This window comes from Evansella halocellulosilytica, assembly GCF_002335745.1.
Classification (GTDB): domain Bacteria; phylum Bacillota; class Bacilli; order Bacillales; family Salisediminibacteriaceae; genus Bacillus_CA; species Bacillus_CA halocellulosilytica.
Window position 1 is genome coordinate 3883351 of record NZ_NIST01000001.1, and the last position, 20158, is coordinate 3903508.

The 20158-nt window shown below is 37.4% G+C and carries 19 protein-coding genes; all 19 read right to left on the reverse strand.

Annotation, left to right across the window (positions count from 1 at the left end):
* Window positions 1-134: 134 nt before the first annotated feature.
* The 19 genes from CD001_RS18420 to CD001_RS18500 all read right to left on the reverse strand — a co-directional run bounded on the left by CD001_RS18420 (window position 135) and on the right by CD001_RS18500 (window position 20133).
* Window positions 135-1016, reverse strand: coding sequence for a helix-turn-helix domain-containing protein (locus CD001_RS18420; protein WP_179298814.1), 882 nt, complete (start codon window positions 1014-1016; stop codon window positions 135-137).
* Window positions 1017-1032: 16 nt separating this feature from the next.
* On the reverse strand, window positions 1033-1806 hold the full coding sequence (locus CD001_RS18425) for a DUF3388 domain-containing protein (RefSeq protein WP_096190677.1): 774 nt from the start codon (window positions 1804-1806) through the stop codon (window positions 1033-1035).
* Between the two features lie 359 nt (window positions 1807-2165).
* On the reverse strand, window positions 2166-2417 hold the full coding sequence (locus CD001_RS18430; protein WP_096189065.1) for a DUF3243 domain-containing protein: 252 nt from the start codon (window positions 2415-2417) through the stop codon (window positions 2166-2168).
* A gap of 76 nt (window positions 2418-2493) precedes the next feature.
* Entirely contained in the window at window positions 2494-3222 is a 729-nt protein-coding gene (gene ymfI / locus CD001_RS26065; RefSeq protein ID WP_257009859.1) for an elongation factor P 5-aminopentanone reductase, read from the reverse strand.
* Window positions 3223-3228: 6 nt separating this feature from the next.
* On the reverse strand, window positions 3229-4521 hold the full coding sequence (yfmH, locus tag CD001_RS26070; protein ID WP_142303614.1) for an EF-P 5-aminopentanol modification-associated protein YfmH: 1293 nt from the start codon (window positions 4519-4521) through the stop codon (window positions 3229-3231).
* Window positions 4514-5794 (reverse strand): EF-P 5-aminopentanol modification-associated protein YfmF, encoded by a 1281-nt coding sequence (gene yfmF / locus CD001_RS18440; RefSeq protein ID WP_096190678.1) that lies wholly within the window; start codon window positions 5792-5794, stop codon window positions 4514-4516. The genes yfmH and yfmF overlap by 8 nt, the downstream gene beginning before the upstream one ends.
* 499 nt (window positions 5795-6293) lie before the next feature.
* Entirely contained in the window at window positions 6294-7016 is a 723-nt protein-coding gene (locus CD001_RS18445) for a GntR family transcriptional regulator (protein ID WP_096189066.1), read from the reverse strand.
* A 119-nt stretch (window positions 7017-7135) separates the two neighbouring features.
* Window positions 7136-7522: a hypothetical protein gene (locus CD001_RS26075; RefSeq protein WP_142303615.1), complete on the reverse strand. Its 387-nt coding sequence runs from the start codon at window positions 7520-7522 to the stop codon at window positions 7136-7138.
* 323 nt (window positions 7523-7845) lie between these two features.
* Window positions 7846-10218 (reverse strand): FtsK/SpoIIIE family DNA translocase, encoded by a 2373-nt coding sequence (locus CD001_RS18450; RefSeq protein WP_096189067.1) that lies wholly within the window; start codon window positions 10216-10218, stop codon window positions 7846-7848.
* A gap of 258 nt (window positions 10219-10476) precedes the next feature.
* Window positions 10477-10692, reverse strand: coding sequence for a YlzJ-like family protein (locus CD001_RS18455; RefSeq protein WP_096189068.1), 216 nt, complete (start codon window positions 10690-10692; stop codon window positions 10477-10479).
* Window positions 10689-11471, reverse strand: a complete 783-nt coding sequence (locus CD001_RS18460; protein ID WP_096190679.1) for a ClpP family protease — start codon at window positions 11469-11471, stop codon at window positions 10689-10691. The genes CD001_RS18455 and CD001_RS18460 overlap by 4 nt, the downstream gene beginning before the upstream one ends.
* Window positions 11472-11731: 260 nt before the next feature.
* Window positions 11732-12607 (reverse strand): 4-hydroxy-tetrahydrodipicolinate synthase, encoded by an 876-nt coding sequence (gene dapA, locus CD001_RS18465; RefSeq protein WP_096189069.1) that lies wholly within the window; start codon window positions 12605-12607, stop codon window positions 11732-11734.
* Window positions 12608-13005: 398 nt separating this feature from the next.
* Window positions 13006-14226 (reverse strand): aspartate kinase, encoded by a 1221-nt coding sequence (dapG, locus tag CD001_RS18470; protein ID WP_096189070.1) that lies wholly within the window; start codon window positions 14224-14226, stop codon window positions 13006-13008.
* A gap of 155 nt (window positions 14227-14381) precedes the next feature.
* Window positions 14382-15434 (reverse strand): aspartate-semialdehyde dehydrogenase, encoded by a 1053-nt coding sequence (gene asd / locus CD001_RS18475; RefSeq protein WP_096189071.1) that lies wholly within the window; start codon window positions 15432-15434, stop codon window positions 14382-14384.
* A 195-nt stretch (window positions 15435-15629) separates the two neighbouring features.
* Window positions 15630-16223: a dipicolinate synthase subunit B gene (locus CD001_RS18480; RefSeq protein ID WP_096189072.1), complete on the reverse strand. Its 594-nt coding sequence runs from the start codon at window positions 16221-16223 to the stop codon at window positions 15630-15632.
* A 3-nt stretch (window positions 16224-16226) separates the two neighbouring features.
* Window positions 16227-17126, reverse strand: a complete 900-nt coding sequence (dpaA, locus tag CD001_RS18485; protein WP_096189073.1) for a dipicolinic acid synthetase subunit A — start codon at window positions 17124-17126, stop codon at window positions 16227-16229.
* Window positions 17127-17585: 459 nt separating this feature from the next.
* A complete protein-coding gene (locus tag CD001_RS18490) occupies window positions 17586-17816 on the reverse strand; it encodes a YlmC/YmxH family sporulation protein (protein WP_096189074.1) in 231 nt (76 codons plus the stop codon).
* A gap of 78 nt (window positions 17817-17894) precedes the next feature.
* Window positions 17895-19133, reverse strand: coding sequence for a M16 family metallopeptidase (locus tag CD001_RS18495; RefSeq protein WP_096189075.1), 1239 nt, complete (start codon window positions 19131-19133; stop codon window positions 17895-17897).
* Between the two features lie 28 nt (window positions 19134-19161).
* Window positions 19162-20133 carry a polysaccharide deacetylase family protein gene (locus tag CD001_RS18500; protein ID WP_096189076.1) on the reverse strand — a complete coding sequence of 324 codons (972 nt, stop codon included), beginning with the start codon at window positions 20131-20133 and terminating at the stop codon, window positions 19162-19164.
* Window positions 20134-20158: the final 25 nt, after the last annotated feature.

A 20158-nucleotide genomic window follows, 5' to 3' on the forward strand; every position in this document is an offset into this window, starting at 1 on the left:
AATTTTACCAAAATAACAACTATATTGCGAATGTTAGTTATAAAAGGGTGATTAAGACACCTATGAAGGACAACTAGAATATGAACTTTCTATCGACGAAAAAAAGCCGTTAAGAGAAACGGCTTTTTCGCAGATTACTGTTCAAACTCAATGATAATGTATTGACGAGTGTTTTCAATTGGGTATTCAAATAGCTCATCATTAATGTAAATATCTACAGTAGCTGCACTACCTAAATTAAATACAATTTCTGACTCATCACTAAAATCGAACGTGATTTCATCACCGTCATCATACGTTTGTGATACTAAAGCAGAATTATCGGAGTCTCGAACTTCGATCCAGCTCTGACCAGTTACTTCCATACGTACGTCAAATTCATCAGTATCTGAAAGTGTAAACGTTGAAGTATACCCTTCAGTTGATTCGAGAGTGATGACTTGAGGTTGCTCTTCATGATCTTCTTCCTCTTCTGCATCATCTTCTTCGCTTTCAGCAGCTGATTCTTCGTTTTCATCCTCTTCTTCTGTCTCATCATCATCGTCATCTGTAATGGTATCGTCAATATCAACAGACGAATCTCCCTGCGACTCATCCCGAGAAACCCCAGTAGGGTCTGTATCATTATTTTGACCGTACATCCATACTCCACCTAAAATTAAAAGAATAAATAAGACAGCAATGAGAGTAGGTACAAGAGTTGCCGTTTTTGATTTCTTTTTAACAACTTTCGGTTTCGAACGATTCACTCTTGTAGGTAACTCTGCCGGTTCTTTTTTCGGCTGAGGAAGTTCATCCTTATGTTCTTCAAAGAGCACTTCAGGATTCAGACCTACAGCTTCTGCATAACTTTTCACAAATGCCCTAGCATAAAACTCCCCGGGCAGTCTTGAAAAGTCTCCATCTTCCATGGCTATTAAATATCTCTTTTGAATTTTTGTTCTTGTCTGCAACTCTTCTAATGAAAACCCATTTTCTTCTCTTGCAGCTTTTAATCGTTGACCTAATTCAGACAATCCTAACACCTACCAACTAACTAATATCAAAAGACGAAAAGCTTGAATCTACAGCTTCATATGTAATTTCTTCGCCTTCTTCGCTTCTCAGCTCAATAATGTAATCAAAATCATCGAGTGTATATTCAGTTTCTCTCACGAAAATATCCGGATGTTCAACTACCTTTGTTGCTGGCAACCTCATAATTTCACTTACGAGCATATGATGACGTTCCGACGCTCTCATCGTTGATACAATCCCATCGATAATATAAATGTGATCTTCTGATAACTCGTCATCTGCCAATTGACTACGAATTGTTTGTCTTAACAATGTCGACGATAGAAATGACCACCGCTTGCTTGCACAAACACTTGAAGCCACGACTGATTCCGTTTTTCCAACTCGAGGCATCCCTCGAATACCAATTAGCCGATGCCCGTCCTTCTTAAACAATTCAGCCATAAAATCAACGAGCAGACCTAATTCATCACGTACAAAACGAAAGATCTTTTTTTCATCCTCATCTCGCTCAATATAACGTCCATGGCGGACAGCTAAGCGGTCTCTCAGTTTTGGTTCTCTAATCTTTCTTAGAGTAATAACATCCATCGTTTGTAATATATACTTTAAGCGCATAATTGCTTCATCATTTTGGCTTTTAATTAGCATTCCACGGCGACGATGTTCAACCCCGTTTATCGTAATAATGTTAATTCGAAGCATACCTAATAATGAGGCTATTTCCCCTAGTAAACCTGGCCTGTTTTCATGGATCTGATATTCTAAATACCACTCTTTTTCTTCCATCATCAAACCCCTTCCTAATTGAGAGAGATTTTCAAGGGACTCCTTCTTACCACTAATCATAATTGATTTTTTCATTTATTAAAAGAGATTTCTTAAATAGAATTGCAAATCTATACATTTTTCCACAATTTATGATGAATGACCGACAAAATGACAGAAATTACCCATTATTCCAATTTCGAATGATTCGTATCCCTTATTAGTAATAATAACCCGAGCACTAGTAATTGTGATTCATATAAAATGAACAGCTACTTTACAAAAAACGAAATTAACAGGTTCATAAGAGTATATACAATAAATAAATTCGAAAACCAAACTGAAGAAAAGTGTCGTTTTTAGACGACACTTTTCAATAATTACTGATTTTGCTGGACGAGTTTTACCATCATATTCGCAATTGCATGCTGCTCTTCTTCAGAAGCAACATGCCATAAGTCAGATAACACTTTTTCTTGTTCATTCTTTGGTTCAACTTGTTCTGCCAAATATTCACCAACTTGATATGCTACATCTGAGATCACTTGATTGTTCATACCTTCATGTTTTCCTTGATCAAGACGGTCACCTAAAAAGTGTTTCCATTGCTCCCAATTATCTAAAACAGACATAGTTCTTTCCTCCTTGTAGTAATTTCGATCTTAGTTTTTCACAAGAAAGGAAAGATATACATAAACATGAAATGATTTATGTGTACCATGCTCCGTTTACAGAAATCACTTGACCATTAATATACTCAGCTCGACTTGAGCATAAAAATGTAACAAGGTGCGCAACTTCCTCTGGATAACCAAGCCTTCCAGCAGGAATATCTGCCTCAAGATCATTTATCTCTTCTGCTGTATAGTGTGCAAGCATTTTCGTATCAATAGCACCAGGGGCAACAGCATTTACTTGGATCCCACTGATTGCTACCTCTTTAGCTAAGGCTTTAACAAAGGTGTTCATCCCGCCTTTGATCATTGAATATAACACTTCGCACGAAGCACCTGTTAACCCCCATACTGAAGAAACAACAATGATTTTCCCTTTTTTCTTTTGGATCATATGCGGCAAGATCGATTGAGTAATAAAAAACGGACTTGTTAACCCGATATTAATTTGCTCAATTACCTCTTCTTTATTTACATCCGTTATTAACCCAACATGTGAAGCACCACTGTTATAAATAACAATATCAGGGGATATCGGCAACTGTTTTACTCGTTCTGCTACATGATAGGGGTCATTAAAATCTGCTTGAAATAAGAAATACTCTCCATTGAATGTTTCATATAGGTACTCAGTTAACTGCTTGACAGCATGCTCGTTGCGGTTATAGTGCAATATGAGGGAATATCCAGCTTCAGCTAAATTTCGTGCAATCGCGCCCCCAATATCTCCACTTGCTCCCATAATTAAGACTGTCTGTTTCAATCTTTTCTATTCCCCTTTTGGTACGACGAAACATTGACTCATTTGCGTGTCAACGTTAAAGTGCTCTTTCCTCGCTGAAAGTAAATCGTCCTTCGTTATTTTTTCTAATGCAGGAATGACATCAAAAAGGTTCATATCATTAAATTGGTACCTCGTAAATTGGTTTGCAATGAATTCAGGAGAGTTTAAAGATCGGAGGAAGTTTCCGATTTTCTTTTTACGTATACTCTCCAAAAGGTTATCATCAAGTTCACTATCCATAAATTCAGTCACCATTTCGTTAATTCTTTCTGCTAATTCCTCTGGCTTATGAGTATCACCACCGATTACTGAGAATCCAAAGCCATATTCACCAGAATAGTCAAAAGAAAATGAGTCGTCAATCAACCCTTCTTTATACAACGTTTGATAATTTTCTGAACTCTGTCCGAACACCATTTCAAGTAAGAGTTGAATCGATAGTTCATGCTTTAACAACTCTTCCCCTTGTCGTTTAGGCTCTCTGTCTTTATATCCGACAAGGCATTTGCCTGTATTGACATTCATTTTAATAATTTCTTTTTTCTTATGAACTTCTGGAGGCTCTGCCTCAAAAAAACGTTCAATTTTTTTTGGTTCTTCGAACGACTTGCCTTCTTGATTTTCTCTAATTAATGTTAACACTTCTTCTGGATCGATTTTCCCAACAACGAACATGACCATATTACTCGGATGATAAAACGTTTCATAGCAAGTGTATAGAAGCTCTTTTGTAATTTTATATATCGAGTCTACCGTGCCGGCTATATCAATCTTAACAGGGTGATATTCGTATAAGTTACTGATTAACCCGAAGTAGTTCCGCCAATCAGAATTATCTTCATACATTTTTATTTCTTGTTCGATAATTCCTTTCTCTTTTTCAACGGATTCATCAGTAAAATAAGGTTTTTGTACAAAATTTAATAGTGTCTCAATATTTTGTTGTATGTTCATTGTACTTGAAAATAAATAGGCCGTTCTCGTAAAGCTCGTAAATGCGTTTGCAGAAGCCCCTTGTTTACTAAATTGGTGAAAAACATCACCTTCTTCATCCTCAAACAATTTATGCTCAAGAAAATGTGCAATTCCATCAGGAACTTTTACAGCCTCTTCTTTTCCTAACGGAATAAAGTTGTTATCAATGGAACCATATTTCGTCGTAAACGTTGCAAATGTTTTATTAAATCCTTCTTTTGGTAGGACGTATACTTGTAATCCATTTGGCAGCTTTTCTTCATAAAGTGTCTCTTGCAGTTGGTCAAAGGTAACTCTATTCATTAGAATGACCTCCTTTCCCTTTTAAGAAGTAAACCGTATCAAGCTGTACCTTTTCGGCAACACGCACGATATCCTCTTTGTTCACTTTGTCGATTTCAGACATCCACTCACTAATCGGCTTTATATTTTCAGTCAGCTCATTATGATAAGTAAGCTCGATTAATCCTCGTGGTACATCCATCGTTTCAAGCAGTTGATTTTTGTACACCGCTTTCGTTTGCTCTATATCATCCTCAGTAAATTGACCATTTTTCATATCTTCCATTTGTTTAAAAATAATCTCAGTTGCATCATCGTATTTATTTGATTCAATTCCAGACATGACGATTAATAAACCTTTATGACTTTCAACTCTTGAAGCTGCATAATAAGCTAAGCTCGCTTTTTCCCTCACATTAACGAAAAGCTTAGAATGAGAAAAGGCACCGAAAATACCATTAAAAAGCTGAAGAGCGAAATAATCATCGTCACCGAAAGTAACGCCTGTTCTGTAACCGATATGGAGCTTCCCTTGAGAAATATCTTCGTCTTCAATCACTTCTTTTGCGTCTTCGATCGCTTTATGTTCGACTTTTTTATTTTTTTCACTCGGTCGCTTACTACCTTCTGGGAAAATAAAATATTTCTCGATCATATTTTTCATGTCGTTTTCATTAACATCACCTAATACGTACATATCAATAACGTCATTTAATAATACGTGTTCATAATATTCATAAAGCGACTTCTCATCAATGTCGTCGACTTTATTTTTATCCCCTAATACAAAAAGACCGAATGGTTCTTTCTCACACATAACTTCTGTTAATCGTTTATTTGCATATCGCATTTTGTCGTCATAAACCGAATCAAGCTTTTGTTTTAATGTCCGCTTTTCACCTTCAACAATTTCTTTATCTAAGCGATCATTATCACCTGTCGGAGAAAGAAGTACGGACGCAAGCAGTTCAATTCCTTTTTCTAATAAAGGTTCTTTATCTTTTAGGAATTTTTCATTTGCAACATCTAAACGAATCGTCATTAAGTGGGATTCACCTTTTTTACTAACATCGACATTTAGCGTTGCACCGTATAACTCGTCTAACGCTCTTCTTATATGCTGTCTAGAAGGGTGTCGTTCTGTCCCATTTTGTAATACGTAAGGCAATAGTGCTCGTTTCGTCACTGTCTCTTCATCAAGTGGCGCTCTCATATGAATAAGGATCGTATTTGTTTTATATGTTTTTGATGGTAAGACATGCACTTGGAGCGGACCTGAGGTAAAGGTATGCATTTGTTTATCGTTCAATTCGTTTCCCTCCTTATTTAAAAACTAGGTATACATTCATATTGTTAGAAAACTTTATTCTCTTAATACATGAATACTTTGATTTTAGGAAAAAAAAACCTTTATTGCAAAGATTAACTGTTTTATTTCGGAAATAAACTTCCGCCCTAGCCAATTTCAACATTCATCAATTCAAAACCTAGGAAAATAAGTATTCGCAAAAAGTACCGTCAAGAGAAGATTTCGAGTCCCTTGGCGGTAGGAAAAGCAGTCAAGCTGCTTCGACGCATTCTCTTCTTCGATTAACCTTGCAGAGGAAGAAGCACAGAATCCCTTCCAACTATTCGTTACTTTTAAAGAGATCTCACGATTACGACCCTTAAAGGTTTATTTTCACACAGGCAAAGCCTGTGGTTTAAAAAGACTATAATAAAATGGCCCTCACCGTAGTGAGAGCCATTACTTCGATTTTTTCATTAGAACCATTGGTACAGGCATTATTGTATTAAGATAACCGCTTCCTTAAAACGTGAAATTTGAATTTATCTGCTCGAAAGTAATTGATTGAATATAGCACAGGCTTTTCACTTTCATCATAATGCATTTGTTTTAGGACGAGTAATGACGTTTCAGGCTCACAATTTAACATTTCAGATATTCGTTCATGAAAGCCGATCGGTTCAATCTCAGCAATCGCATAGGAGATTCTCGTTCCCGCTCCTTCGAGCTGTTCAAATATGGATTGACGTTCATGAGATACATAGTCTGGAAGAAGGTCTTTAGGAATTTTATCTAAACAATACACAACCGGTTCACCATCGGCTGTACGTACACGCTCGATCATCATTAATTCCTCTAAGCTATCATCTTGAAATCGTCTGTGATCATCTTCAACAGCCTGTACGATGGATGAGGACAAAAAAATTGTCCCTGGTTTCATATTTGCTTTTTCGATCATTCCGGTAACACTCGAGAGTTGTTCAATTCCTGATGAAAATAACGGTCTGCTATTTACAAACGTACCAACACCGTGCCGGCGGATGACGACACTTTCATCTTCAAGCATACGTAAAGCTTCCCTTAACGTAGCACGACTGACTCCGAGCTGTTTTGACAGTTCAAATTCTGATGGAAGCCTTTCACCAGCTTCAAAAGTTCCTTCTTCTATGTCATTTTTAATTTTATCAATCACTTGTAAATACAATGGACGATGGTCCGATTTTATCATCTTTCATTACACTCCCTCTTCCGAAAACAACAACTCATTTTTTTGATATATGTAATGTAACATGTTTTTCACAATTAATTCTATCATTTTTTAAAACGTTTACAAATTCCTGTCGCTCTTTACCAACAGATAATCAAAATAGGACGAAATCTTATAAATTCGCTTTTTTCATATAGATTGTTGTTAATTGATAATTCGAAGAAGTGATAAGGGGTGACAAAATATTTTTCTGCGACGAGTAACCGCAGGAGCATTGTTTTTCTGCGACGAGTAACCGCAGGAGCAACGAGCGATTCTTCGCTGAATTCTCTACGAGCTGCTTCGACGGACACACTCCTTCGAATAAGCTTGCAGAGGAAGAAGCACACAGTCTGCGACGAGTAACCGCAGGAGCATTGTTTTTCTGCGACGAGTAACCGCAGGAGCATTGTTTTTCTGCGACGAGTAACCGCAGGAGCAACGAGCGATTCTTCGCTGTATTTCCTACCGGCTGCTTCGACGGACACACTCCTTCGAATAAGCTTGCAGAGGAAGAAGCAGAATATCCCCTAGCTGTCCAGAGTGTGCACATAGGAAGTTGAAGCATTGCCCGGGCAAAGGAGCCACTGCGAATGCAAACGAATGCAGCATGAGTAGATGTCGTACTTGTACCCGAAGACGAAAGCGTCCGCTAGTAGCAGATTCGAACAATCATAATATATATCCGAAAGCAACAATCTTATATAAAACAGCCTATGAATTCTTTTGTAAGAAAAGCGCATGAAAATTCATTTTGGAATTTACGTGCACTTTTCTTGTTATATAGTCTCCCCTGTGTATACACATAAGGTTATTCGTTAGATGCTTCTTTTTCTTCTGATTTAGAAATTAATACTTCACGTGGTTTACTCCCCTCATAAGGACCAACAATCCCACGCGCTTCCATTTCATCAATCAAACGCGCAGCTCTAGTATAGCCAATTCTGAAGCGACGTTGTAGCATTGAAACAGATGCCGTCTGCATTTCAGCAATCAGTTGAACAGCATCATCATAAAGATCATCATCGACTTCCGAATTAACGACTTCGCTCCCTTCTTCTGGAATCATTTCTTCTGCATATTGTGCTTTTTGCTGTTCGATACAATGCATGACGATCCTTTCCACTTCATCATCCGATAGAAATGCTCCTTGAATTCTCGTAGCTTTATTAGCTCCAACTGGTAAAAACAACATATCACCACGACCTAACAGTTTTTCTGCTCCGTTTCCATCAAGAATCGTTCTTGAATCGGTTGAACTTGATACTCCGAAAGCAATCCGTGAAGGAATGTTCGCTTTAATAACACCTGTAATCACGTCTACTGAAGGGCGCTGAGTGGCTATGATTAAATGAATTCCAGCCGCTCGAGCCATTTGTGCTAACCTCGTAATCGAATCTTCTACATCAGAAGAAGCAACCATCATTAAATCAGCCAGTTCGTCTACAATGACGACGATATAAGGGAGTAACTGTTGTTGATTTTCATCCTCACGCTTTTTATTTTCTTTCTCGACATGCTGATTATATCCTTCGATATTTCGTGTACCTGAATAGGCAAATAATTCATATCTTCTTTCCATTTCATTAACAACTTTTTTTAATGCCTGTGATGCTTTCTTCGGATCGGTGACGACCGGAGATAACAAATGTGGAATTCCATTATAGACATTCAATTCAACCATTTTCGGATCGATCATCATGAGTTTCACTTCGTGTGGTTTACTCCTCATTAAAATGCTAATAATAATTCCGTTTATACAAACACTTTTCCCGCTCCCGGTCGCACCTGCAACTAGTAAGTGCGGCATTTTGTTCAGTTCGGCAATGACCGCCTCACCTGATATGTCTCTCCCTAATGCGATCGCAAGTTTATTTGTAGTGTCTTGCATCGTTTGAGAATCAAGTACTTCTCTTAACGTAACGAGTGATACTTCCTGATTCGGTACTTCGATTCCGATCGCAGATTTTCCTGGTATCGGAGCTTCCATACGAATATCTTTTGCTGCTAATGCCAATGCTAAATCATCAGTTAAGTTAACAATTTTACTTACTTTAACACCTGTACTAGGGTACACTTCGTACTTTGTGACTGATGGTCCTAAATGTACTCTCGTTACTTTCGCACTAACTCCGAAGCTTTCAAGAGTTCTCTCTAATTTTCTGGCGTTTTTGGACAGCATGGAATGTTCCCGTGATTGATTCACTTTTGATGGATTCGCTAATAAGTCAAGGGTCGGTTTCTCATAATCTTCATTTTCCTCTGCCCTAACTACAAAAGATGAAGTAGGTTCTTCTTCTTTATCAGCAGGTTCAGCCGACTCAGGTGTCACTGTAATCGTTTCAGGTTTCCGTTTATCTTCACCTAGAACAGATTCAACCTTTTTGGAATCATTCGTTACTTCTTCACCTTCTTCATATGCTTTCGTAGAAAAATCGTAAATGATCGGTTCTTCTTCAGAAGGAATAGTCGTTTCTAGTTCTCGTTCTTCTTGTTTCTTTTTCTTTTCAACAGCATTTTTTGCTTTCTTTTCAGCAAACCTGTCTTTTACTGTTTGCCAACTCGTCATAAGTGACGTTTTTATATTTTCAATGATTTTTTGAAAGAAAGTTGCAGAGTCACCTCCGCTCTTCTTTAACGCATCGACAACAGATTTACCAGTAATTAACATAACGGACGTTATAATTAATCCAATCGCAAAAACAATCGTACCTCCAGAAGAAAATAGAAAATGAGTCGCTGCAAACCCTAAAGCACCAATCATTCCACCACCAATATCATCTGTGACAGCTTGTCCTTGAAGCTGGAGCCAAAATAATTGCCAAGTATTACGGATGACGGATCGATCTGCAAATTCCGTATAATTAGAAAGCTCTCTAAAGAGACTTACATGACTTAATAAAGCGAACGAAAAAATAAGTAAATAAAGGCCAATTAATTTTCTTGTCCATATGTAAGGTAATTTACGCTTGATCATTAAATAGCTTGCGAATACAAATAGAGCGATAGCTAGTGCAATATGCCAGCTGCCTAAGAAGAATCGGAACAATTGAACTAGTCCTTCCCCAACAATTCCTAATCTAGCAAATGTAATAAGCGATACGATAATAAGAAATAGTCCGAATAGCTCAAAGGTTAGTTGTTTCTTCCATTTTTGATTTTTTTTACGTCTTTTTTTAGCCATCGTTTCACCCCAAACTGAAATACAAAGTGAAGCAGCAGCCGTTCTGCCGGCTGCTGTTATGTGTTTTTATATTGTGCTGATTATTTTTTAGTAGAGGGGACGACAAGTTCGTGAACGTCGTCTGTTTTCGCCCCCCCTGCCTCAATTTTTCAATACTCACATCATTGAATAACCAATGTTTTGAAATAGAACTCATTTTTTTATCGAACGCTTGTTTTCATTATTATATCATACTCATTTGTTATTTTTCCACGGTCGTTAGATCTTTTTTTGAAATGGTTGTCCTGGCTCATATTCAGAGTTCAGATATAGATTGGGGTCAGTTGAAAATAATCTAACAATACGATAAGATTGGTCTTCTTGTCGTTCCACTAATAATTGACCACCAGGAATGGAGACCATCTCCTGTTTAGTATAGGCGTCTGCCTCAACCGGAAAAATCGATTCTTGCGGCTGATACGTATATAAAATCATTGGACAACATCCTTCTTTTCATCCGGCTTATTTTGTTCAATAAGTTCATTTAATTTTTTCATTGCTTGACCAATCCCACCGACTTCGTTAATAATTCCAGACGCAACTGCATCTTTTCCGATCACATTTGTTCCAATGTCTCTCGTTAAATTCCCTTTGGAAAGCATAAGTTCCTTAAAATCTTCTTCTGAAATATTTGAGTGCTTTGTTACAAAATTAATGACACGATCTTGCATTTTATCTAAATACTCAAACGTTTGTGGAACTCCAATTACAAGACCAGTTAGCCGGACAGGATGAATCGTCATTGTCGCAGTTTCTGCTATAAAACTATAGTCAGCCGCTACCGCAATCGGGACCCCTATTGAATGTCCTCCGCCTAAAACGAGAGTCACTGTCGGTTTTGATATAGATGAAATCATTTCAGATAAAGCTAAACCTGCTTCCACATCTCCTCCAACTGTGTTAAGTATAATCAGTAAGCCTTCAATTTTTGCATTTTGTTCAGCTGCGACTAATTGCGGGATTACATGCTCATATTTTGTTGTTTTATTTTGAGGTGGAAGCTGCATATGTCCTTCAATTTGACCGACAATCGTGAGAACATGAATATTTGACTGTTCCATTTGAGGGACGTTCGTTTGACCCAGTTGTTGGATTTTATCCATGATCCCGCCATCTTTCGAACCTGGTTTTTTTTCATCTGGGTTTGATGGCTGTTGTGGTGGCTGAGGAGCCGGTTGTGTCGATGGCTGTGTATTCGGCGTTTCATTATTCATTTGAACCATTCCTTTCTAAAGGCTGGAACCTTTAATGTCCTCTTGATTCTTTAAGCCTTCTAAAATGTAGTATGGAATCAAATCTCATATTTAATGTATATAATACGCCGAAAATTCGTCATAACAATGAAAAAGGCTGACTCAAGCTGCCTGTGCTTTCTCCACGTGTGTAAAAATACGTCATTATAACGAGTTGCCTAATCGTATCTTTTGGTGGCTTAGCCATCGGCTTTTACTTGAATCAGCTGCTTTATTTCAATTTATTGTTTGTTAATATGAAGTAAATCCGCTAAAATACTTCGTTCATCAGAAGTTAACGGCACTAATGGTAAGCGTACACCACCTACATCTAACCCTTTCATTTGCAATGCGGTTTTAACTGGGGTTGGATTCGGTGCTATAAACATTCCATTCATTAGCGGCAAAGTTTCTTGATGAATCTTAGCAGCTTGTTTGACGTTTCCTTCTAAGAAATGAGCAATCATTTGTTGCATTTCATCACCAATGATATGACTCGCAACAGAAACAATCCCTTTTCCGCCAATAGACATGACAGGTAATGTTAACCCGTCATCACCAGAATATAACGCAAAATCGTCTGGTGTATCGGCAATTATTTTCGTCATTTGCTCTAAATCACCGCTTGATTCTTTGATTGCGACGATATTTTTAATTTTAGACAGAGCAATTACTGTTTCTGGTAACATATTCACCACTGTTCTACCAGGTACATTGTAAAGGATGATTGGTAATGATGTCTTTTCTGCAATTGTTTTAAAGTGGGCATACATCCCTTTTTGTGATGGTTTATTGTAATAAGGAACAACGAGCATCGCTGCATCAATTCCCGTTTTCTCAGCTTTTTTTGTAAATTCAACCGACGCGTATGTGTTATTTGATCCCGTGCCTGCTATGACAGGAATTCGCCCGTTTACTACTTTTGCTGAATGTTCGAACAACGCAAGCTTTTCCTCAGATGATAACGTAGGAGACTCACCTGTTGTTCCTCCAACAACGATGGCATCTGAACCGTGATCTATTAAATACTCAATTAACTTTGTTGTTTTTGGAAAATCAATATTTCCTTTTGAATCAAATGGAGTAACCATCGCAGTCACTACTGCTCCAAATTCCATAAAAACAACTCCTTTTACATATTAGTGCGTGTTCAAAAAGGAGCTACGTTTTTCCTGCGCTGAGTAACCGCAGGAGTAACGAGCGATTCTTCGCTGATTCCTCAACGAGCTGCTTCGACGCCATGCTCTTCTCTTATTTTTCTTGCAAAGGAAGAAGCACGAAAACTGCGACGAGTAATCGCACGTATTTAAAGAGCCGAGTAGATCTAGGAGGCGAAGCATCTAGCCCATGCACGTAGCTTTTAATACGTGAGGAGTAACGAGCGTTACCGCACGATAAGCTAAGGGCTGTCTCGATTGATATTCTGCAGAGCCTATTTGCAGTTGAGAGACAGGTACCCATGCAAGCCAACCAAGAGGTACAAACAGCTATTATTAGCAGACTTTTTGAACAACCTTTACATTTCTTTTTTTCCTAAAAACATTTCGTGTAAAGCATTAACAGCTTCTTTCATATCTTGCCCTTTTACAAGGACCCAAATCGTCGTATGTGAGTCAGCAGATTGTAATATCTGGATGTTTTTCTTTACTAGTGATTCGACAATTTTAGCGGTTACCCCTGGTACACCCGTCATCCCTGCTCCAACAGCAGAAACTTTCGCACATTGTTTAATGGCTTCAGGTGTAAAATCCATTTCTTTTAACACTTCAATTGCTCGGTCCGCTACATCATCACTTACAGTATACACGACACCCATCGGATGAATATTAATGAAGTCAACAGATATGTCCTCTTTTGCCATCGCTTTGAATACTTTTGCTTGTATGTCATATTGACCTTCTTTAGCAAATACTTTTATTTGAGTCACATTATTTACATGGGCAATTCCTGTGACAGGACGCTCTTCAACATCTCTTCCAACTAAATTTGTCGTACTTGATGTAATGAGCGTTCCTTCATCATCTGTCTCAGTAGATCGAATCCGAATTGGAACTTTTGCTTGCATGGCGATCTCAACAGCGCGTGGATGAATCACTTTCGCTCCTTGATATGCCATATTACAAATTTCATTATAAGTCACGACGTTAAGTGTTTGTGCCTTTTCAACAATTCTAGGATCCGCTGTCATGACGCCCTTAACATCTGTAAAAATATCGACAACTTCCGCATTTAGAGCGGCACCTAACGCTGTTGCTGAAGTGTCACTGCCACTTCTTCCAAGTGTTGCAACTGTTCCTTTAGGTGTTTCACCTTGGAAGCCAGTCACAACAACGACATCGAATTCTTCTAACTCACTTTTTAACATATCGACTTTCATCTCAGTAATCTTAGCATCGGTATATTCTTCTGTCGTGCGAAATCCTGCTTGAGCACCCGTTAACGCAATTGACTTTACTCCTTTTTCTTGGAGAAGGTGTGAAAAAACAACTGCTGAAATGGTTTCTCCACATGATACTAATAAGTCAAGCTCTCGTTTAGAAGCATGATTTTGAACGCCTCCAACAAGTTCTAATAACGTATCTGTTGCATAAGGGTCTCCAGTTCTTCCTATTGCAGATACGACAACAACGACTTTTTTTCCGTCTTTTAACACTTGCATAACATGTTCTGCCGCTCTATTTCGTAGCTCTTCCGTTTTAAGTGATGTTCCCCCGAATTTTTGAACGATGATCTTCATGTTTCACCTCGTGTTTTATTTACTAAAATTTAATTCTGCTTAAAAAGGAGGATAAAAAGAAACCTGGTTAGCCGACATCTTAAAAGCTCATCATCGTGCTTCTAACCATCAGCTAACCTAGTTTATTGGCACCTCTTTTATCCTGCATAAACGAATTATTTATCTAATAGACCTAATTTTTTTAGTGAGAAAGCGATTTGTACGGAGTTAAGCGCAGCACCTTTTAATAAGTTATCTGCCACAATCCATAAATGAAAACCATTATTCTTATCTAAATCTTGACGGATTCTTCCTACAAATACATCATCTTTATTCATTGCGTCTACTGCCATTGGATAAACTTGATTGTTAGGATCATCCTGCAAAGTAATTCCTGGTGCATCTTTTAAAACGTTATGAAGATCTTGGACAGTGACATCTTCTTTATCTATTTCGATGAATACTGACTCAGAATGTCCGGTTTCTATTGGTAATCTGACACAAGTTGCTGCAACATGCAGGTTATCATCGTGCATAATTTTTTTTGTTTCATTCATCATTTTTAATTCTTCAAAGGTGTAACCATTATCTTCAAAATTATCAATTTGAGGAATTGCATTATAAGCAATTTGATAATGCTTTTTATCTCCTGCTGTTGGCAAAATTTCTTTCGTTAACTCTTTTCCATCTTGCACTTGTTTAGACTGTTCATACATTTCATTTATCGCATCAGCACCAGCACCAGAAACAGCTTGATACGTCGAAACGATGATGCGCTTTAAACCAAACGCTTGTCGAATCGGTTCTAAAGCTGCAACCATCTGGATTGTTGAACAATTAGGGTTACTAATAATGCCATTATGATCGTTTAAATCAGCTTCGTTTACTTCTGGAACAACTAATGGTACGTCTGTATCCATTCTAAAGGCACTCGTATTATCAACTACGATCGCACCTCGTTTTACTGCTTCATGTGCAAGTGCTTTTGAAACTGATCCCCCAGCACTGAATAACGCTAGTTGAACACCTTCAAATGATTCAGGAGTTGCTTCCTGGATCGTAATCTCTTCACCTTTAAAAACAACCTTTTTTCCGGCTGAACGTTTCGATGATAAAGGAAGTAAGGAAGCAACCGGAAAGTCCAATCTTTCAAGCGTTTCTAACATTTTTTGCCCGACCGCTCCTGTAGCGCCTACAACTGCAACATGATATCCGTTATGTTTTGTCATCTCCTATTCTCCTCTCAACTGTAATAATACTAATTCATTACCTATACTTATATCGCGTAAGGTTCATTTAGTGAGCTATTTAATCGTTCTCAATTGAAAAAATATAAAGTAGTTAAGGATAAACCTTAACTACGAGAATTTGTATGCTCACCCTATTTCATGTTTTTATTTTATCAGTAATTGCATTATTTTTCACTATTCTTTATATCTTTCTATTAGAACGGGCTGAAATTGTTTTCCTTCAAGAGCTGCTTCAACTGTTTCTTGAATCTTTGTCATGTCTGCAACGAGAGAATTTGGTTTTTTAAACGGATGATCTTGACCGAACGGAACAAAGTAAATATTTTTTGTCGCCATTAATTTCATGACATTCATTCCATTTAACCCTAATGCGTCATTCGTCGATATCCCTAATACAACAGGCTTTCCAGTTCTTAGAGTTGCTTTTGCTCCCATTAATACAGGAGAATCAGTTAATGCATTCGCTAATTTACTCGTTGAGTTTCCTGTTAATGGTGCAACGACCATACAATCGAGCGGAGTTTGAGGCCCGAAAGGTTCTGCTTTAACAATTGAATTCACTAGTGGTTCATTTGTAATACTCATTATCTTTTCGAGCCAATCTTCACTTTTTCCAAACTTTGTATCGGTCGATTGTACTGTATAACTTACGAAAGGTGTAACTTTCGCACCTAATTCAACTAGTTTCTCTATTTCTGGAATGACTTCATCATACGTACAATGTGACCCCGTTAGTCCAAAACCAATGTGCTTACCTTTTAATGACATTGATTACGTTCCTCCTTTATGCGTTTCCCATTGTTCAAGTAATAGGGATGAAAGAACATTTGCAATAATTTGACCAGCTGTTTTTGGAGCAACGATACCTGGTAATCCTGGTGCTAACAACGCTTTTATACCTCTTTTTTCTGCATATCTGAAATCTGTTCCTCCGGGTTTAGAAGCTAAATCGACAACCAATGTATGCGGGTGCATCTTTGATAAAATTTCGCCTTTTAATATTAGCGCCGGAATCGTATTTATAACGACATCCATATCTTGAACATGACCCTTTAATTTTTCAAGTCCGAACGATGTAAACCCCATTTCAAAAGCTCTTGCCTGCAATTCTGGTTCATTTGCTGCAACAGATACATGGGCACCTAAGTTTTGAAACGTTCTGGCAACTGTAGTGCCTACTCGGCCGAAGCCTGTCACGAGAACATTCGAGTCATGAATTGTCATATCTGTATGCTGAATAACCATCATGACAGTTCCCTCGGCAGTTGGAACCGAGTTATAGATTGCTACATCATCCCTGTCAAAAAGTTCTACTAATGTATGGCCGGATTGCTCTGAAAGTTTCTTTAAATAATGATTCGCGATACCTGAATAAATAACCGTTTCTTCTGGAGTTTCATTCACCCATTTTTCATTTAACATCAATTTTTCACCAGTAAAGATTGATTCAATTTCTCCTTCTTGATTCGCTCCGCTTACTGGTAAAACGATGGCGTGAACGCTTTTTGGATCGACTGATAAAAATGTGTGTTTATTCGCACCGGCAAAACCATCATCTAATTGATCAAAGCCGATGAGCGTAATTTTTGCATCTTGTTCCGACAATTTTCTGATGACTTCTAATTGTCTTGCATCTCCGCCTACAATGACAATGTGCATATCTGTCAACAATCTCTTTTTCTCCCCTTTCTTAACATCATTTTTTATACGAAAGGGAACTTGCTTACGATGACAACTCACAACATCTTATGTATAGGTCATGGTTCATGTGAGACATGGACAAACGATTATTCACTGTTTTTTATTTCGTTGATAATTTCTTTGCTCAGTTCTTTCTCTTAACGTTGCGGGGAATTTTTACGTTTTCCAGTAAAGTTTTGGTGGACTCTCTCGGTAAATAAGGAACGTCCTCCAACCATACGGTGTTCCATAGCTAAGAGAACAATCTCATCAATAGCGTTACCTGCGGAAAGCGTCCGTCTATAGTGAATGCAGATTGTACTCTTTTTTTATTTGCTCGAAGAGCTATCTTTATTACACTATAAATATCTGAATAATCTGACTAATAGACATAAAAAAACAGGCTGTTGAGATAACTTTCTCAACAGCCTGATGTGCTAAAAAACCACTTTATACATCGATTATAATCATATCTGTACCGATTTTTTTTATTTGGTTCCAATACACTGTCACTTCTTTTTCACGCTTTCCTAAACCGAACCACTTCAAGGTAGGAATAACAAAAGCTTCAATTTGACCGTTATTTTCATCAATTAATAAATCAGTCTGACCTAACACGCCAAGACGCTGCCCTTTTGAATAATCAATAATTTCTTTATTGCTTATTTCACTTAATCTCATTATGACGGCCCCCTCATGTTGTTTTTACCATCATATGATATTAAGCTTGAAACATGCTCTGTTTCGTTAAATGAATAATTAGTGAACATTTTTCGGCAGTTTTCCTTCTTGACTAATTAATGTTAAAGCATATGGATGATTAAAAATACTTTTAGCCGTTTTCTGGACTTGATCAGTTGTTACCAGATCAATTTCTTGTGTAATTTCATCTAGTGTGCGGTGACGCCCCAGCATTAATTCATTTTTTCCATTTCTGCTCATTCTGCTGTTTGTACTTTCTAATCCAAGCATAAGACTACCTTTCAATTGTTCTTTCCCATTGTTTAATTCTTTTTCTGAGATTCCATTTTCTTTTAATTCACCGACAGTATGCATCATAACATTAAACAATTCATCTACCTGCTCTTGAGCAGCACCAGCATAAATCGTTAGCATTCCAGAATCATGAAAGGAAGAATGATAGGAAAAGACGGAATAGGCAAGCCCTCTTTTTTCTCTAACTTCTTGAAAAAGCCGACTGCTCATAGAACCTCCAAGAGTATTGTTTAAGAGAATTAAACTGTAAATATCTTTATTCTCAACCGGAATTCCTTCATATCCTATACAAAAATGAGCTTGCTCAGTATCTTTCTTTCGCGTCAAATATTGTTGTTTGAACTGAGGCTTTTGTAAACGTTTCTTCAATGATGAACCTTTCATCAAGGAAAAAACGTTCTGAACGTATTCTACAAAGGATTCATCAACATTGCCGCAAATCGAAATAACGACATTGTCTGCGTGATAATATTGTTCCATATAATGTCTTAATGAATCGCTAGAAAAGCTTTGCAACGTCTCTTCCGTACCTAAAATGGGATAGCCAAGTGAATGGTCTCCATAACATGCCTTACTTAATAAATCATGGATAATATCATCTGGAGTATCTTCGCACATTTTAATTTCTTCAAGCACAACACCTTTTTCCTTTAGCAACTCATTTGCTTCAAACGTCGAATTGAAATACATGTCAGATAACACATCTACTGCATGCTCAGCGTGTGTATCTAATACTTTCGCATAGTAGCAAGTATATTCCTTAGACGTAAATGCATTTACATGGCCACCAATAGAATCAAAGGATTCTGCAATCTGTTGAGCTGTTCGATTTTTTGTTCCTTTAAAAAACATATGTTCTAAAAAGTGTGAAACACCATTTTCATCTTTGTTTTCGAATCTCGAACCAGTTCCTATCCAAATACCGATTGAAACAGATCGTACTGTATGATTAGGTTCAAAAATTATTCTTAAGCCATTCTCTCCTACGAAGCGTTTAATCACAATGAACCTCCTAAATTTTTGCTCACTATTATTGAGTAGCGAAATTTAATCTCTTTTCACTTAATGTTTCTCCAACTGGACCTATTGTCAGTCCTTTATCCTGGATACCGTCAATCATCATTTGTAACCCGTTTACAGTAGATGAAGTCGGGTGCATTAATATTAATGAACCAGCTTCTGTTTTATTTATAACACGACTGGCCATATCTTGTGGATTGGGCTTTTTCCAATCGACTGTATCTACAGTCCATAGTATTGTAAAAAGATCCAAATCTCTTGCGATATCTACAACGTCTTGACGATAACTTCCACTAGGTGGAGCAAACCAGTCAGGTTTAATATTTAAGGTTGCCTCAATCATTTGATTTGTTTTCGAAATTTCTTCTTCAATTCGATCTCTAGATAAATTTTTCATATTAGGGTGTGAATAAGCGTGATTTCCTATCTCATGACCTTCTTCAACAATCATCTTAGCAAGTTTTGGATTGTTCTTCACCCAAGAGCCATCTAAATAAAATGTACTCGAAATTTCGTTTTCGTTTAATATCTTTAAAAGATCAGGAATATACTCATTTCCCCAGGCAACATTAACCATAAACGAAACCATCGGTTTATCCTGATTCCCTCTATAAACCGGTGATGGGGGCAAATCATTTAATGTAACTTCCGGTTTGACCTGGTCAAACACAATATCGCCTTCATTAAAGCTTCCTGCTTTCTTCATTTTTTCATACGTTTCAGGTACATTTATTTTTAAGCCATTATAACCAGGGATGGCTTTCCATACTTTATCGATGACAGCATCTTGAGGAGCAATTTCATATTGTTGCTTTTTACTTAATATTTCTAAATAAAGCGGGTCTTCATTCTTCATAACAACTTCTGCCCGGTCATGGAGTTCCATAATATATCCTTTAGTTATTGGATGTTGTGTGCTAGAAAAAGTAATAATAAAAATCATAGCAAATGTACATAATTGTATAATCCATTTTTTAAACATACCTTGTCCCTCCTCACCATTAAAC